This window comes from Bacillus sp. JAS24-2, assembly GCF_008274905.1.
Taxonomy (GTDB): Bacteria; Bacillota; Bacilli; order Bacillales; family Bacillaceae_G; genus Bacillus_A; species Bacillus_A cereus.
Map to the genome: position 1 here is coordinate 2554583 of NZ_CP031068.1, position 18347 is coordinate 2572929.

An 18347-nucleotide genomic window follows, 5' to 3' on the forward strand; every position below is an offset into this window, starting at 1 on the left:
TTAATTTAATGTATATAATATAAAAAATATATTTATTGTATAATTTCTATACAATAAATATAGAGAAGCTATTTGTGAATATCTAGATGGAAATTGTTAAGTTCCTCATAGAAATTACATCTTTTAATAAGAAAAGAAAAACAAGTTAACATTCTTCTTAAATTTTAATATAAATTATTTATAGTTTTATTTTATTGCACGATTTATAATATAATATGCAAATTTATCACCTATTTTTATAATTCAAGCACCTACTATTAGGAAAAGAGAATATTTCCTAATTAATTTAAAACATAAATTTTGTCTATGTTTTAAACAATATGTATTTTGGAGGAGGTTAATTTGATTTTTTCAAAACTCATTGATCGGTACGCCTTATATGATTTACACAAAAAAAGAAGTGTAGCGTTTCAGTTTACTTCCCTTTCTAACACTTCATTAAATATAAAGAACATAGAATCTTTTTATAAAGTAAAACCATCACATTTTCATTTTGACATTAAGCATTCAAAGCAGGAAAATGAATACATAGTTGGGCAATTCAACTATAAAAGTTCGGTTCAATCCGGTGATTCACACAACGACTCTGTAACTGGGGAATTATTCTTACATGAAAATGAAAATGCACCTCATGTTATCTTTGTTCACGGTTGGAGAATGGATTCTAACGAACGTGTGAAAAAAATATTCCACGATCATATGACCAGCCTGAAGTGGAATATGTATTATTTCACTCTACCCTATCATTTTGAAAGAAAACCCGATCAATCCTTATTCAGTGGAGAGTATATGGTAAGTGCAAATATTGAACGAACATTACAAGCAACTAGACAAGCGGTAGCTGATTTACGAGCTTTGATTAAATGGATTAAAGCAAATAAAAAGGGGCCCCTCATTCTAATAGGAATTAGTTTAGGCGGATTTATTACTAACTTAACCTCTCTTGTTGAAGAAGAAATTGATGTGTTAGCATCCATTTTCTATGCAAATCGACTTTCTTATTCGATTTGGAATACAACTCCAGGTAAATTTATTAGAGAAGACTTGGAACATCATGGTGTTACGTATGATGATTTAATAGATTATTGGAAAATCACTGAACCGAGTCAAGCATTGCCAAAAGTAAAAAAAGAAAATATTTTATTAATTTCAGGTAAGCATGATCTATATGTGCATTCTGAGGATACAGACTACTTGTGGGAATCTTGGGAAAGACCTCCACGATATATTTATAAATGTGGGCATGCCGGGATCGTTCTTAAACGTAAAAAAATTGCAACTGATACTATTGATTTTATTCAAAATCGATTGAACTCCCCACACTTATCCAATGTCATGCCTTAAATCGCGAGATTACTAAGTACAAAATCTTATACTTATATTGTTATATTTTTTACTAGTCACCTTTGTAAACCTTAGCCCCAAGCCTTACACGATTGAAAATGAAATAAAATAAATAAGGAACTAATTTACCATATGGAAAAACATTGCTCAGCATTTTCACCAGTGGTCCCTGTATATGCAATATTACATACAAAAATCTTTATGTATTACGTTATTAATTTAAAAATAAATTATTCATCCATAAATCTATACCATCCGTATTTACAGTTATGGATACCCTAATTACATATGAAAAAAAGAGAAGAACATTGGCTAGTTCTTCTCTCTTTGTTTATTTTTAAGATAACTATCTATAAAATTTTGCTTTTCATAATTCTTCATGAGTCTAGAAAAGAATCTAATCCTTTTCTAGACTCAAAAATAAATTTTTCTAATGTACATAATTACAACGACATTAAACCACTTTGCTCTTAAATCCACTACTTGTATTATTGATTGCATGAAACTCCTTCTTGAGAAAGGTTTTAATTTCCGAATATTCTGTTGACCGTTATAACATATCCAATTTACAATTTAATTGTGGTGTTCTTTCACAATTAAACTACTTAGAATACACTTCATTTATTTGAAAACAATTACAAATAGAGGTGCTAAAATGAAAACTAGAGTAAATCCAGAATTATTACAAGGATTAGAGATGTTTCCGGATCTCGATTTACGCCCAGAAAATTTGCAATCAATCAGAGAAGGAATAGCTCAAATGAGACCACCTACCGTTGTTGATGACTCTCTTTCTTTAACAGATAAAGTCATTGTTGGGCCTGATGATAATCCGTTACCATTACGAATTTATCGTCCAAAATCAAATCATGAATCTTTACCTGTCTTATTATGGATACATGGTGGAGGTTATATCTTAGGGTCTATAGATGATAACGATGATATTTGTATGAGGTTTGCAAAAGAAGCTAGCTGTGTGGTCGTGTCTGTAGACTACCGCTTAGCACCTGAACACCCTTACCCAGCACCAATTGAGGATTGTTATTCAGCTTTAAAATGGATTGCTGATAATGCAAAGTCATTAAACATTGATTCGAATCGAATTGGGCTTGCAGGAGTAAGCGCTGGCGGTGGACTAACAGCAGCATTATCATTATTAGCACGAGATCGAAAATATCCTTCAATTTGTTTACAAATGCCACTATATCCAATGATTGATGACAGAAATGATACACCTTCAGCGAATGAAATTAAAGAGGGATTTGTTTGGAACCAAAAGGCAAATGAAGCTGGCTGGAAAATGTATTTAGGAGAAATGTATGGAACGGATCAAATCCCTGCCTATGCAGCACCTTCTCGAGCTGAGGATTATAGTGACTTACCGTATACTTACACATTTGTTGGTCAATTAGATCCATTCCGCAGCGAAACATTAACCTATGTAAGCAAACTAGCACAAGCTGGTGTTGATGTGGAGTTTCATTTATATCCAAATACCTATCACTGGTTTGAAGGGTTAAATCCAAATGCCGATGTATCTATTTATGCTGTGAACGAAATAGTACAAGCAATAAAGACTGGTTTCAAACGAGTATCCAAGGTTGAGGCTTAATCCCATTACAAGAGAAACACTTATAAATAGTATATATGTATTTATCATTTAAATATAATAGCCGATTCTAAATAAGAATCGGCTATTAATATGTAAAATCCGCCTAATATATCAAGGTTGAGAAACAGATATAAGATGTTTAGGCGATGTGTTTATTTCCTCTGCTAATGCTTTTATGTTCATCATGATTTGAAGTATTTCTTCTTTTGTTGTTCTTGGGTTAATAGAGCAAAGTCGAATTACTACTTTTTCTTTTAATTTAGTCGTACTTAGCATAGCAAATCCTCTTTGATTAATTTCTTCCACCAATTTTTTGTTTATTTCATGAATTGTATCTGTAGATGTTAGCTCACATGGAATATAACGAAAAGTAACAATTCCTAATTGGGCAGGTGTTACTACTTCCCAATCTTTTTCTTTCCTTAAAAACTCTTCAACTTGTTCAGCTAGCATAATGCCATGATCAATTGCCTCACGAAAAGCTGTAACTCCGAATGCTTTAAAAGAAAGCCATACCTTTAATGCTCTAAATCTACGAGAAAGTTCAATTCCACGCTCCCCAAAATTCACTTTTTCTTCTATATTAGTTTCTGTATCCTTAATATACTCTGGGATCATACGGAATGTTTCACTTAAATATTGGCTATTTCGAATAAGTACACAACCAACATCATAAGGCTGAAAAAGCCATTTATGCGGGTCTAACGTTAAAGAATCGGCACGATGAATTCCACTTAATAACTCCCTTCCTTTTTCACTGAGAATTGCTGCAGCCCCATAAGCCCCATCCACGTGTAGCCATATATCTTCATCACCACATACATCAGCCAATTCATCGAGGGAGTCCACCGCTCCGCAATTCGTTGTCCCTGCATTAGCAATAACACAGAATGGTTTTTTCCCTTTTAATCGATCTTCTTTTATTTGTTTTCTTAAAGTACTAACTGAAATTTTTAAGTCTTCATCTGTCTCAATTCGGCAAATTTGATGCTGTTTAAAACCTAATACTTTAAGTGCTCGATCTACAGAAAAATGAGTTTGGTTAGAAAAATAAACAATCGCATTTTCTATGTCATTATTCAGCTTGACCTGTCTCGCTACAGTAAGTGCAGTCAAATTAGCCATGGAACCACCACTGACAAATAGTCCTTCAGCTGAATCAGGGAATCCTAGCATTGATTTTAACCAGTTAATTGTCGTTAATTCAATTTGTTCGGCACCTGCACCTACTATCCAAGCTGTAGGAAATACATTAAACCCACTTGCTAAAAAATCTGCTAATACACCAACATAATTATTAGGACCTGGCACAAAAGCCATAAAATGAGGATGATCCACATGAGTAATTTGATTAAACACATTGTTATTAAGAAAATGAAGTAATTCTTTTGGATTAGATCCGTTTTCCGGAATCGTTTCAATTAGCTTGTCTCTAAAAATATTACTATCAATCGTTTCTGAAACTGGTTTACTTTTTAAATGATTCATATGATCAACAATCAAGTCAACCGCTTGATATCCTAACTGACGCATTTCTTCGGCTGATAACTGTAATTTTTTTGTCATTTGATTTACTCCTATTCTATTTAAAAAGGCGAGTTCTTGCTCGCCTTTTCATTTTTTATAATTTGTAATCACAAATTGTTTGTATTGGATTTTGAAGAATCGTGTTGATTAACCCATGGATGTGATTTAATATTTCCTGTATTTTCTCTGCTTCATATACCGTTTGATCATATCCAAACTTTATTGTAAGTCTTTCTTCAGGGAAGCACATAATTCCATACTTTACATGTGGCTCATCAACAACTTCGTAATCCGTGATAGCAAAATGTCTGTTTTCATTTGAAGAAAAGATTGCTGGATTAGTTGGATAGTTTTCAAAAACCCAAAGATGGTCAGTCAACTCAGTTTTTAATTCACTTTGCTTTTGTATATCAACAAATGAATAGTATGCATACTCATTACATTTCAATGTCTCTAGTTGTACCTTTTGCAGGAAGTCCACAAAAGATTGCGTTTCTGTCCATGCTAATCGGATAGGCAAAACATTTGTGAACAGACCGAACATATTTTCAATTCCTTCTACTTCGGGAGGTCTGACTGATACTAGATTAGGCAATACTACTTCTCTCGTTCCGTTGAATTTGCCAAGCAATATTCCCCATACAGCTAGTAATGCCGTATTCATAGTTATATTATTTTTAGTTACAAATGTCTGTAACTGATCAGTCAAATCCTTGTCTAATGTTAAATCCATAAAAGTGAAGTTTAACCCTTCACTTTTAGATGGGAATTTCTTTTTAGGAATACTAATTTTCTGATTGTATCCTGATAAATAATCTCGCCAAAAATGACGTGCTTTCTCATGATCTTGTGCCAAAGTCCAATCTATAAATGTTTCAAAAGGTTTTACCATGGGTAACCCCGCCGTAGTTCCGGCATTTGTAGTTTCGTAGAGCTGGAATAATTCGTCTATCAAAATGCTGACGCTCCAACCATCACATAATAGATGATGGGAACTCCAAATTACTTTATGCTCGTTATTACCTAGTTGGAATATACAGAGACGTGTCATAAGTTCATCATTTTTAAATCCTCGACTTAAATTTTCATTCATCCACTGTTTTAGGAATTCTTGCTGTTCTTGTTTCGTCATCTCAATCAAGTTTTTTATTTCTGAATTTATTTGAACATCATATAGAACAGCTTGCCAAGGTTTTGCTTGTTCATCTTGCACAATTATTGTTCTTAAAGAATCATGACGATCAACTAATTGTTGGAAACACTGAATAAAGAGTTTAATATCCAGCTCCCCCTCAAGTGCCCAAATTGTTTGTTCAAAATATGCATTTGTATCAGGTTCATTCGTAGCATGCTCATAAATAACTTCCTGGAAAGGTGCTAACGGGTAAATACGTTCTATTTTTATATCCGGCATTTTTTCTTGTATTTTGTTAAGTGTATGTTGATTAAGTTGTTTATCTTTAACATTTAGTAATGTAGCTTTATTATCGTTCATTATGTTTACATCATTTGTTTGTGAACTTGAAAACTGGTCTAGCTTTTTAACAAATTGAACCATGTCCCTTAATATAGGAAATGAAAATATATTTTTTGGTTCAAGCTCGAATCCTTGTCGATACAGTCTGACGGACACTTGAATCGCTTTTATCGAATCTCCACCTAAGGCGAAGAAATGATCATTTACTCCAACCTGATCTATTTTGAGTACTTCTTGCCAAATACTAGTTAATATTTTTTCCATTTCAGTTTTTGGGGCAATAAATACTTCATTTTTTTGTTTCTCCGGAGTAGGTAGCGCTTTTCTATCTAATTTCCCGTTTGGAGTCAGGGGTAATTGGTCCAAATAAACAAAATAAGAAGGAATCATATAATCTGGCAAGTGATCTCGCAAATGCTTTCGTAGTTCTGTTGTACTAATATTTTGCTCAGTTACCACATATGCTACTAAAAATTTTATTCCGTTCTCATCTGTTTGATCAATTACGATAGCATGTTCGACTTGTTTATAAGTTAGAAGACAATGAGAGATTTCTTCTAACTCTACTCGATATCCCTGAATTTTCACTTGGTAATCTTGGCGGCCTAAAAATTCAATATATCCCTCAGAATGCATTTTTCCACAATCTCCTGTTTTATATATAAGACCAAAATCAGGATGTGACACAAACGCTTCATTTGTTTTCTTTTCATCATTTAAATATCCTTTAGCAAGGCCCACTCCCCCGATATATAAATCTCCAATTACACCAACAGGGCACATTTTCTTTTCATAGTTCAACACATAATACGTTTGGTTTGCCAAGGGCATCCCGTATGGAATACTATTCCAATGTGATTCCACCTGTTTGACCGGATAATAAATTGACCAAATCGATGCTTCTGTTGCCCCTCCTAGTGAGACTACTTCTGCAATCGGAAAATGTCGTTTTATTTTTTCTGGTAAAGAAAGCGGAATCCAATCTCCACTATGTAAAACTAAACGTAAAGAAGGATATTCAAAATGAGAACCTACTTGCTCCAATGCCAAATCCATGATTGCAGGCACTGTATTCCAAATTGTAATCCCTCTACGTTCGACAGTGCGGATTAATTCTTGCATGTCTCTCGGATCACGAATCATTACTAACATTGCACCTGTGCTTAAAGCTCCGAAAATATCGTATACAGATAGGTCAAAACACATGGAAGAGATACCAATAATACGATCATCTTCATTCACCTCATATTTTTGATTTATGTCTTGAATAGTATTTGTAACCGCTTGGTGAGTAATAATTACTCCTTTTGGTTTTCCTGTACTTCCTGAAGTGTATATAATATAGGCAATATCTTCTGGACCAGCAATAGCGGGCATATCTTCTGTTGTATAAAATGACAAATGATTTTCTTCATAAAGACTAGGTTCTAATAAAAGCTTGCATGAGCTATTTTTTAAAATATATGTTTGGCGATCTAAAGGATGATCGGGATCAATCGGAACATAAGCGGCACCTGATTTTAAAATACCTAACATATTAACAATTGTGTCAACTCGCCTTTTTGCTAAAAGACCCACTTTGTCACCTAGACCAATACCTTGCTCTTTTAAGAAGTGGGCAATTTGATTAGAACGTTTATGAAGTTCCGAGTATGTTAACCATTCTTGTTCAAATACCACCGCTACTTCATCCGGCGTACGTTTTACTTGGTCTGTAAATAATTGATACAGAGTAGTTGAAGGTATTTTTTTTGTTGTTTCATTGTATTGCTTAATTAGAGTTTGATCCGATTCTTTCATATGCAAAGATGTTATATCGCTTTGTTTCACCAATTGTTCCAATAAGTCAACAAATTGGGAAAACATTGCTTCTATTACATCAACATCAAACAACTCTTCAACATAGTTCCAGCTAATTAATAACTCTCCATTTTTTTCAATTACTACATTATCCAAATACACTTGTGGAGTCCGAGCATGAATATAGCGAAGAGAACCAAGTTGTTCCCAAGAGAAAGCACCTGCACCTGCTAACATCGAGGTGAAAACGATTGGCATAACTGCTTTTGGCGTCATTTGATGATATCGAGTAAAATCTCGAATAAAGTTAACTCCATCGTAATGACGATGTTCAAGGCCATCTAATAAAGTAGCTTGCGTTTCTTTTACTCTAGTAAAGAAAGTTTGCTCTGGTTTTACATCAACATCCAATAAAATAAGTGATGTGAAATCTCCAACAATCTGTTCTACTTCATCATGAACAGGATAACGGTTAAATACAGTCAAGTTAATTGCTAATCGACGTTGATTACTCCAATATGCCAACACATCACCATATATTGTACAAAGTAGAGCGGAAGGCGTTACCTCTTTCTCTTGTGCTAACTTTCGTAGCTTTGTCCATTTTTTATTATCCAGGATTTTTGTAAGTGATTGGAATTTAGGAGTAGCAATCTCTGCTGGATCCTTTTTTAACAGCAAAGAAGGTGCAAACGGAAAGTCAGGAAGCTTACTTGTCCAATAATCTTTTGCTGTTTTATATTCTTCGCTTTGTTCCATTTCATCATAGATAAACATATAATCTTGAAAATCAAAAGATAAAGATTCTAATTTTTGATTTGGTTTATAATAATAATGCAACAAATCCTGTCCAACAATGTTCATGCTTGCTCCGTCCATTAATAAAGCATCGTATCGAAAACATAATAAATACGTGTCTTCTTTTAAAAGAAAAGCTTTCAATTCAAACAAAGGCCATTGCCCCAAAGGGAATACATGGTTAGTCATTCGAGAACGCTCTTCTTGTAAGCGAGCATGTTGATTCCTATCATCTAAATCTATGAGACTCACTATTTCAATCTCGTAATCAGGAACGCTTTGTAATATTTGCTGTTTTCCCTCTGGTAAAATTACAGCTCGCAACATTGGATGACGATGAATTACCTTTTGAAAACTTTTTGAAAGACGATTGATATCCAATGCTGTTTCATATTCAAAATATGTTTGAGGTGAAATACCGCTTAATTCAAACTGTGAATTCCGTCCTATCATATACGCTGTCTGAACTTCTGTTAAGGAAAATGGCTTAGACAAATCTTTAACATGAGTTGGTCTACTTTCAAGGTTTTCCTCTTTATGCTCTAACTTTACACAAGAACTCAATTGAGCGATTGTGGGGTGCTTAAAAAAATCTGTTGTACTTATTTTTAAGCAGTCTTTTCTTAATAAATTAATTACCTGAAGTGCTTTAATAGATTCTCCTTTTAATGCAAAAAAATTATCATGAATACCGATTCCCTCAATCTCCATAACTTTTTCCCATGCACGCACTAATTTTTGTTCAATTTCATTGCGCGGAGCAACGTATGGAATTGATACATAATCCGTTTGTGTTATATCCAACAATCTTTTTCTATCCACTTTTCCATTTGGATTCAATGGAATCTCTTCTACCTGAATCATTTTTTCAGGAATCATAAACTCAGGTAATTTATCACTTAAATATTTTCTGATTTCACCAAAAGACACCTTGTTATCCGATACATAGTAGGCAGCTAATAATTTCCTATTTCCATACACTTGATCAACAACGATAGCCTGGTTTATTTCTGGATATTCCCTTAATTGAGTTTCGATTTCTCTTAATTCAATCCGATACCCCCGAATTTTCACTTGATGATCCATTCTACCTAAATATTCAAGTTCTCCATTAGGCAACCAACGAACGAGATCACCTGTATGATACATCATTTCCCCTGCCGCAAAAGGACTCGGTACAAACTTTTCATCTGTCAGTTTATTTTTACCAAGATACCCTCGTGCTACCGCTACGCCAGCAATGCAGAGTTCACCGGGAATTCCAAATGGTTTTAATTGGCCATACTTATTCAATATATAGGAATGATAATTCGGGTTAGGTTTGCCAATCGTAACTTCTTTGGAAGTGCTCAAGTCTTTTACTGTTGCGCAAATGGTTGTTTCTGTGGGACCATAAATATTTAAAATTGTTGCTTCACTGATACAACGAATTTTTTCAACCAAATCAATGGAAAATGATTCTCCTGCTAATAAAATAGATTTTAAATCTTTTAGAAAAATCGCCCCTTCTGGATCACTCAAAATCACTTCCATTCGCGATGGCGTTGATTCCCATAAATCCACCTTATGTTTTTTGACCAAATGAGACAATTCTTTTGTTGCAAACTGGTCCTCTGTAGCAATTACTACTTTTGAACCTTGCGTTAAAGGAAGACATATTTCTAACAAGGAAATATCAAAAGATACACTAGCAAGAAACAAGAATGATTGATTAGCTTTTACTTTTTCTCTCATTACATTTAAAAAATGAACTAGCGATTTTTGTTCTATCATTACCCCTTTTGGATTTCCTGTCGATCCTGATGTGTAAATAACATAAGCTAAATCATTAGGATTATGTTCTCGAACTAAATTACTTTCTTCACCTTGAAAAAGATATTCTTTATCAAGATACAGTACTTCACCTGCAAATTGTGGCAATACTTCCTCTGTTCGCTTACTAAGTAAATATTTTGCTTGACTATCTTGTAACATATATTCAATTCGTTCAGTTGGGTAGTTAGGGTCGATTGGTAAATACGCTGCTCCTGCTTTTAAAATCCCCATCATACCAATAATCATTTCTAATGACCGATCTACCATAACGCCAATAATACTTTCTTTTGAAACACCTTTACTTTGAAGAATAGAAGCCAATTGATTCGCTTTCTTATTCAATTCTCTATATGTCAAAGATTGATCATTACAAACAACAGCAATTTGATCTGGAGTTTTTAATACTTGCGCTTCAAACAAATCTTGAAATGATTGAAACAAGTCTATGCCCGTTTGAAAAGTATTCAATCCTTCTAACAACTCTTTTTCTTCTTCTGCAATAATACAAATATCTTTCAATGCCAAATTCGGATTTTGTGAAACTTGCTTTAAAACATAACAATACGAATTGGCAAACTGTTGCAAAGAAGAGAATGAACGGGACTTGCAAGAAATTTGAAATTCAAATTCATTATGTATTTCATTCCATTTTCTTCGTATCCATAGGGCTAAATTATTCTCTGCGTATTCTTCTAGCGAATTTTCATTATGTAATCCTTCCATCCCGATTACAATTTGAAAAGGAGTTAAATTGTGTTTAACTAATAATTCAGAGAGCGGATACTCCTGATTTTCATACCCGAATAAAGTCGTTTGTTCAATCTCATTTACTAATTGTTTAAAGGTGTGATGCGGCTGGATTTCACTTCCTAAAGGAATCAACTTATTAAGATTCTCACTTTGTTCAAGATTCTTTTCAATTATAGGAATACCAATAGTAATTCTTTCTTGATCTGTATAATGTGCCAAACAAACCCTTAAAGCGGCTTGAAACCAGCTAAATAATAATAAATCTTGAGACTTACTTATTTTTTGTATACTTTTACTAAATTCTACATTCACTATGACTTGAACGTATTCACAAGGTGTTTCTTTATTTAGTTGGTAATCGCTATTAAATTTAAATACAGAAAAATCGAGAATCTCGGAAGATAATTGCTCCTTCCAAAACGCTTCTACTTCTTTATTTTCATGAATCGAACTTCGATCTTTAATGTGCATTTTTATCTTTATCCCCCTAATATTCATTTCTTCTACTCGTTAATTTTCAAGCCAACTTCAAGCCCATGGAGAAACACTTGATGACTATCCAAACATAAAAATTGCTGAATATCTTCAAATTTCATATGACCAACTGAACAAACCCCTAAATTTAATGTCTCAGCAACCATATTTAAGGTAGCAGTGATAATGCCTGACTCAATACAAGCAAATAAATATCCATCTGAACCGTATTTCGGGATGGAAGCGTTCGCATTATAAACCAAATAAACTGAGAAGGCAGATTGAGTAAATAAATCCTGATTAATTAACTCATGATCACTTTTGATTACTTGATCAATGTTGTTTACAATCACAAGACTATTTTTTGATGGGTTATAATAATAAAATCCAGCTTTCATATCCTCTATACGTTTTGGTTTTACATAAACAAAGATATCAATGGGATAGAGCCCGCCTGCACTTGCGTAATGATAGTATATTTTTTCTTCCCTAACCTGTTTTAGAGTTGATAAGAATCGGGAAAATTCCGAAAAACTAATATGTTTTTCCATATCAAATTGACGACAAGACCTACGTTCCTTGATTATAGTAGGTAGCTCATTTGTTGTTTCAAGTTGAATTTCGGTCGACCGTGCAGCAACGTGCGTGCGATTTAATTGTTCACTCATATACTTATCTAACTTTTCTTTAGAAAAGCGAATCTGGTTGCTATATGGATTTGAAAAAATCTTTTCTTGTGAAGAAAATACTTCTCTTGGGTGTAATATATTACTTACTAACACACGATTTTTTATCATGAGCTCTATGTTTTTTTGTGTCTCTTCTACATTTCCTAACGAAAAGCGCTCTACTAGTTCACTAATTTTCACACCTTTTTGAGCCATAAAATAAAAATCTGGAAACCACTCAGACAGAATACCTGTAAATCTCATTTCCCCTATCAAAACTTCATTATGCAACTTCTCCCAATGCTTAATCGGAGACCAGTAATAAATTTTCTCGCTCATATAACCCTCCATAAACGTTTAACTTATTTTTGAAATGCAATTTTCTAATTCACAAAAATTTTTTCGGATTCTGCTCCTTGTCTCATAGTGATTATAAATACATGCACTTTAACGAAACTTGAAAATAATGAAATAACTTTTTCTTCATTAAAATTTTTTATTTCATCATAAAAAATGATTTCTTTTTGGATATTTCACATCCTTTCCCATAGTAATCCTATAAGGTATAAACCATTTATAACATTGAGAATATTCATGTATTTCCAATGTGAAATTATTGTAATGGATTGGAGAGCGGTTGAATATAGTTATTAAATCAAATAATGTTGAGAAAGTTTTATTTATTATATCGATAAAATTTTATGATGTAATTTATTACAAATAGATTAAGAAAAGAGTTTTAAATTTTTCTTAATCAGTTAGTGTGAAAATATCACATACTATTACATACAATCGAGTTACTTACATTTCATATTCAAAATAGAGAAAAGACACCTTGAATGGTGTCTTTTCTCTATTTTAATTCCATATACTTTTTACGCCTTTGTTATTTTTAAACGATTTGTAGGAATTAATACAACTCGAACATCTAGTTCGTTATATGTTCGAATATATAATAAACATTATATGGATTACGAATGTATTTCAGGTAATTTTATAAATAAACTCAAAGATATCTTCTCCTCCTACTGTCATAAAAGAAATAATCTATTGCTTATTTCTTTTATTAAATTGTAATATAATTACAGTATGTGAAATTATATTACATTAACTTTAAAAACGAAGTGAGAATAATCTTCATTTCGCTTTTTTTATTTGCAATCCTTGTTAAATTTGCTCAATGCAGTATTTATTTCCACATTCTTCGCTTTTATTTAATCGGTTTCTCTGTTTTTAAGACAAATGAACTTAATGCAGGAACTTTAATTTTATTGTCATGGACAACATAAAGTGGTTTACTTCCCGCCTGCTTGCCGTCTACTAGTACTTTCCAAGGCCCTTTCGATGGAAGTGTTATTTCAACAGCTTCTCTATTTGCATTGTGAGCCACTGTAAAGTATTCATTTTTCTTCCCCTCTATTGTATAAGCTACAGTATTTTTCGGAGCATCAATAAATGATACATGTGTTTTTATTTGCTCTGCAGATGTCATTCGAAAAGCTGAGTACTTTTTGCGTAATTCTATTAAACCCTTCATATAATCTACTTCATTATTAAACGTTGCACGGCGCAGCCAATCCATCTGGTTAATTGAATCTGGAGATTTGTAACTATTATGATCACCGTATTTCGTCCGCATAAACTCTTGCCCTGCATGTAAAAATGGAATCCCTTGTGATGTTAATAAAATTGAAGAAGACAATTTGTGCATTTGTTTTCGCATTTCTTCACTGTCACCTGGATTAGTTAACTCAAGTTTATCCCATAATGTATGATTGTCATGTGCTTCCACATAAGTTAATACCTGTTCAGGATCTTGATAGGTAGACGAATTTGTATCATAGTCAATACCTGCTGTAATGCCTTTTTTAATACGATCTTCCATGTTTTGCTTTCCATTTACAAAACCATTTTCCTTTTCCTCAAATACACTACCTTTCAACCCATCACGTATATTATCGTTAAAATGAGCAATCCCTTTCATTTTCTCTGCATTTTTTTGATTTGCTTTCAACTCAGCTGCAAGAGGTGTATTTAAATCCCATCCTTCTCCGTGTAGTATAATAGAAGGGTCAATTTGATTAACAGCTTTACGTATTTCATTCATCGTTTCATAATCATGAATACCCATTAAATCAAAACGGAATCCATCTAAATTGTATTCTTTTGCCCAATATGTTACGGAATCTATCATAAATTTCCTCATCATTTTTCTTTCTGAAGCAGTATCATTTCCTACTCCAGTTCCATTTGCAAATGTTCCATCTTCATTGTAACGATAATAATAACCTGGAACTAACTTATGAAAATTAGATTCAGCAGCATTATACATATGGTTATATACTACATCCATCACTACTCGAAGATTATTATCATGTAGTGTTTGAACCATTTGCTTTAATTCAGTTATTCGAACAGTTGGCTCATAAGGATCTGTAGAATAGGAGCCTTCTGGAACGTTGAAATTTTTAGGATCATATCCCCAGTTATATTGCGGTTCATTTAAAGTCTCTTCATTTACTGAAGCATAATCAAATATCGGTAAAAACTGAACGTGAGTAACACCAATGTCCTTTATATGATCAAGTCCTGTTTTTACACCTCCTGGCCCTTTTGTTCCTTTTTCTGTTACACCTAAATACTTCCCTTTCTGTTTAATACCACTTTCAGGTTGAATGGAAAGATCGCGTACATGTAACTCATAAATAATAGCATCTTCCGGATTTTTAAATTTTGGCTTTTTGTTTGCTTTCCATTTTTTCGGATTTGTTTCTTCTAAATTAACGACTGCACCTTTATCGCCATTTACAGAAGCAGCACGCACATATGGATCAACCGCTTCAGCCCACTTATCACCAATTTTGACCTTATACGTATAAAAGAGCCCTTTTTGGTTCCCCTTTAGTTCTGCTGTCCAAGTTCCCTTTTCACCTTGTTGCATGTTTATTTCAGCACCTATTTTATCGTTCCAGTTTTTATATGTAACTAACTTCGCTTCGCTTGCAGTAGGAGCCCATAAACGGAACTTTGTATGTTGCGGAGTATATGTATTTCCTAAATCGTTGCCACCATAATAAAATAAATTATCAAATTCTTCGCTACGAATGACTTTACCAATTTCAGTATTCGTATCAGCTAAGTTTTCAATTTTAACTTTGTATGTTTGTTTTAAATCAATTTTCTGTTCCGCAATTATTTTAACCTTATTAGTAATATCTCCACTGTTTGTATCATAAGGAGTAATATTTTTAATTTTAATGCCTTCAATTTCAATTTTCTTTTCCTTAATATGAAACGGGACATTAGTCGTTACAGTAATTTCATTGAAACTATCAATAGTTGCTTTTTGAATTGAGAGATCCGATGAAGGCTTAGAGTTATATACTTTTTCATCACCCGAAAGAATCCATACTTCAGCACGACCGTCCTTTATATTTTCAATCCAACGATCCCCACCATCTTTTTCCCATTCATTTGTTCGAACTATAAATCCTACACGATTATAGTCACCGTCTATTTTTATCTTAGCGTATTTTCCAAATTCATCTTCACCAGTAAATTCATAAGATGTACCATTTGCATTTTCTCCCCATAACCAAAGATTCCAGTCTTTTGTATTTCCAAGCTTTTCTTTGTAATGAATGATAATTTCAGTTGTTTTCGAATTTGAAACTGCCTTCACACTCTGAAAAGAGAAAACAGATGATAACATAACGATTAAAGTAAGTAATAAAACTGTTTTGTTAATTAATCTTTTTGTAATTTGCACCACATACACCCTTTCTTCAAATATTACTAACGATTTATTATGCTTTCACTGAATAACACTGCTTAAATTAATCTAGAAATCTCTTTTACTTCACCTCCATATTGACTATTTTCACGTATGTATTTCAATGACCTTTTAATACGGAAACGTTTGCATTAATACTTAAAAAAATAGATTTGTTAATGCCTTCATATGTTTGTAAATGCTAAAAGATCAGGGAAATCATTTTAAAGCAATCGTTTGTTATCGCTTTCATTTTATAGACTTTCTATCAAGAGGTCAATATATTATTAATTTTCTGTTTTTATACACTTTAAACCTTATTTATTTGTCGCTACTTCTTAAAGAGAAAGCGCCTCATTATTGCTTAGTCAGTTTATTTTCAATAATACATTGCTACGTAAAAAAACAGCTAATATCCTTAAAATGATATTAGCTGTTTTTCATAATGTATTAATATATGAATGAGAACTATATTTCTAAATTACTTAATTTTTGCTGCATCAAATGCTTTTTGAACTGCTTGAACTTCAGCTGTATTCGCACCATATTTATTAGTTGCCACTCGAATACATGCTGATCTCAATTCTTTGAAATTAGAAGTCATGTTTAACTCATCTGTATTTGCATAATAGAAAATATCAAACATTTTATCTTCACCAATTCCTTTAACAGTTACTCCGTTATGAGTTCCGCCTTTCGCAATGAGATACGCAACTTTATTAATAATACTTGAATTAAAATGAACACCGCCTTGATCCCATCCATTAAAATCGTTAAATTCACTGTAATCATCTGGATAAGGTACTCCAAGTGAAGATGGAACAGAAGCTGGGTTTTCCATATCACGGAAAACAGATCCCGTTTGTTCTCCCATTGTCCAGTTGAATTTTCCATTATTTACGTATTTCTCAATAGATGTTCCCATAATATCAGATAATGCCTCATTAATCGCACCGGATTCTCCGTAATATTCAAGATTAGATTCGCTAGAAGTAACAGCGTGTGTAAATTCATGTCCAGCTACGTCATATGCTTTAACAATAGGATCGCCATATACAAGCATACTTCCATTATTAGCACTTAATGCATTCTGCCAATTTTTCGGATCATTCGTCTCTTCAGAATCCCAAGCGTGTACAACTGAAACTACTTTTTGTCCTTTATTATCAAAGCTATTACGCTTGTATTTATCTTTATAAAAATCAAATACTTTTGTTGCTAAGTAATGAGCACTTACTGCTTTCGGATCGTTAAATGTTGCCGAAGTACTAGTCGCTAATGTACCAGGATAATAGCTTTCTTCTTTAGTAATATCTCTGTAATTCACATCATATGTTTCAATGCCTTGCCCTCTTGTATAATCAGCAAGAGCATATTTGCCATTACTTTGTTTAGAGATACCAAATGAACGAGAAATACCTAAATCATCTTTTCCTGTTCCAGTTAATGATGTAAGACTGCTTTGTTTACTTTTCTTTAAAGCTCCAACTAGTTTGTCACTGGCTTTTAAGTTAGATTCTTGTACCATATTTTTTAACATATCACCATTTTGTGCATTTACTAAATAAGTACCAGAAACATAGTTTGGTGTTGCAGCTTCAAAGGTAACTTGGTATGCATTTTTAGCTTGTCCATTATTTTCATCAACAAAAATAACCTCTTTAACTTCCGGCTCAGAAATAAACTTGAGATCGTTTCCGTACTTCGTATAAATAAATTGTTTTGCTTCATCTTTTGATAGATTAATAGGTTTTTTCAATTCTTCTTGTTTTAAATTTTGTGCGCTATCACCTGAAACACTTTTAATAACACCATTATTATCTACGTGTGCAGTTAATTGATGTCCATATACTTCTTTTCCTTCGTATGTTTGTTGCATACGCACAAGTGTAGTTCCATCATACGAACCACGTTTTTGAAGAACTTTATAATCTACTCCTGCTTCTCCATTGACTTGTTTTTGGGACAGAGCTTGCTCTGTTTTCTCCTTAAGTGCATCCTTTACTACATTTTCTGGTGCCTTTTGTGACGGTTGTGTAAGTTCACCCGAACGGAACGATTCCTCTTGAATTTGGACTTGTAGTTGATCTGTTTCCTCTGCATGACCTACGCCATATGGTGCCACAGCTGTTAAAGCTAATCCTGTTGTTAATGCTACCTTAGTTAATGTCTTTTTGTTTTTCATTATTTCACCTCGTATAATTTTTGAAATAGAAAGCTTGTACAAAGTATACTGTCTATTTCTGTCGGAAAAAAGAGAAAATACGAAATTTATGTAACATTATGCAAAATTACATAAATTGTGGTCAA

The 18347-nt window shown here is 33.1% G+C and carries 7 protein-coding genes; 2 read left to right on the top strand and 5 right to left on the bottom strand.

Going from position 1 to position 18347, the window contains the following annotated elements:
• Positions 1 to 342 precede the first annotated feature (342 nt).
• Positions 343 to 1344 (top strand): alpha/beta hydrolase, encoded by a 1002-nt coding sequence (locus DN407_RS13265; protein WP_098620023.1) that lies wholly within the window; start codon positions 343 to 345, stop codon positions 1342 to 1344.
• A gap of 655 nt (positions 1345 to 1999) precedes the next feature.
• The gene (locus tag DN407_RS13270; protein ID WP_149216361.1) at positions 2000 to 2956 is read left to right on the top strand and encodes an alpha/beta hydrolase; all 957 of its coding nucleotides are present in this window, start codon (positions 2000 to 2002) and stop codon (positions 2954 to 2956) included.
• A gap of 111 nt (positions 2957 to 3067) precedes the next feature.
• On the opposite strand, the gene DN407_RS13275 is transcribed toward DN407_RS13270, so the two are convergent.
• The 5 genes from DN407_RS13275 to DN407_RS13295 all read right to left on the bottom strand — a co-directional run bounded on the left by DN407_RS13275 (position 3068) and on the right by DN407_RS13295 (position 18222).
• Positions 3068 to 4522, bottom strand: coding sequence for a pyridoxal phosphate-dependent decarboxylase family protein (locus tag DN407_RS13275; protein ID WP_000162820.1), 1455 nt, complete (start codon positions 4520 to 4522; stop codon positions 3068 to 3070).
• 55 nt (positions 4523 to 4577) lie between these two features.
• The gene (locus tag DN407_RS13280) at positions 4578 to 11594 is read right to left on the bottom strand and encodes a non-ribosomal peptide synthetase (protein WP_149216362.1); all 7017 of its coding nucleotides are present in this window, start codon (positions 11592 to 11594) and stop codon (positions 4578 to 4580) included.
• 32 nt (positions 11595 to 11626) lie between these two features.
• Positions 11627 to 12604 (bottom strand): SagB/ThcOx family dehydrogenase, encoded by a 978-nt coding sequence (locus DN407_RS13285; RefSeq protein WP_116291444.1) that lies wholly within the window; start codon positions 12602 to 12604, stop codon positions 11627 to 11629.
• Between the two features lie 871 nt (positions 12605 to 13475).
• On the bottom strand, positions 13476 to 16034 hold the full coding sequence (gene pulA, locus DN407_RS13290; RefSeq protein ID WP_149216363.1) for a type I pullulanase: 2559 nt from the start codon (positions 16032 to 16034) through the stop codon (positions 13476 to 13478).
• Between the two features lie 484 nt (positions 16035 to 16518).
• Positions 16519 to 18222, bottom strand: a complete 1704-nt coding sequence (locus DN407_RS13295) for a M4 family metallopeptidase (protein ID WP_000791453.1) — start codon at positions 18220 to 18222, stop codon at positions 16519 to 16521.
• Positions 18223 to 18347: the final 125 nt, after the last annotated feature.

Excerpts from the sequence above, each read along its gene's own strand:
- DN407_RS13270 (WP_149216361.1), top strand. The coding sequence starts at position 2,000 with ATGAAAACTAGAGTAAATCCAGAATTATTACAAGGATTAGAGATGTTT.
- DN407_RS13285 (WP_116291444.1), bottom strand. The coding sequence starts at position 12,604 with ATGAGCGAGAAAATTTATTACTGGTCTCCGATTAAGCATTGGGAGAAG.
- DN407_RS13295 (WP_000791453.1), bottom strand. The coding sequence starts at position 18,222 with ATGAAAAACAAAAAGACATTAACTAAGGTAGCATTAACAACAGGATTA.
- DN407_RS13280 (WP_149216362.1), bottom strand. The coding sequence starts at position 11,594 with ATGCACATTAAAGATCGAAGTTCGATTCATGAAAATAAAGAAGTAGAA.
- DN407_RS13275 (WP_000162820.1), bottom strand. The coding sequence starts at position 4,522 with ATGACAAAAAAATTACAGTTATCAGCCGAAGAAATGCGTCAGTTAGGA.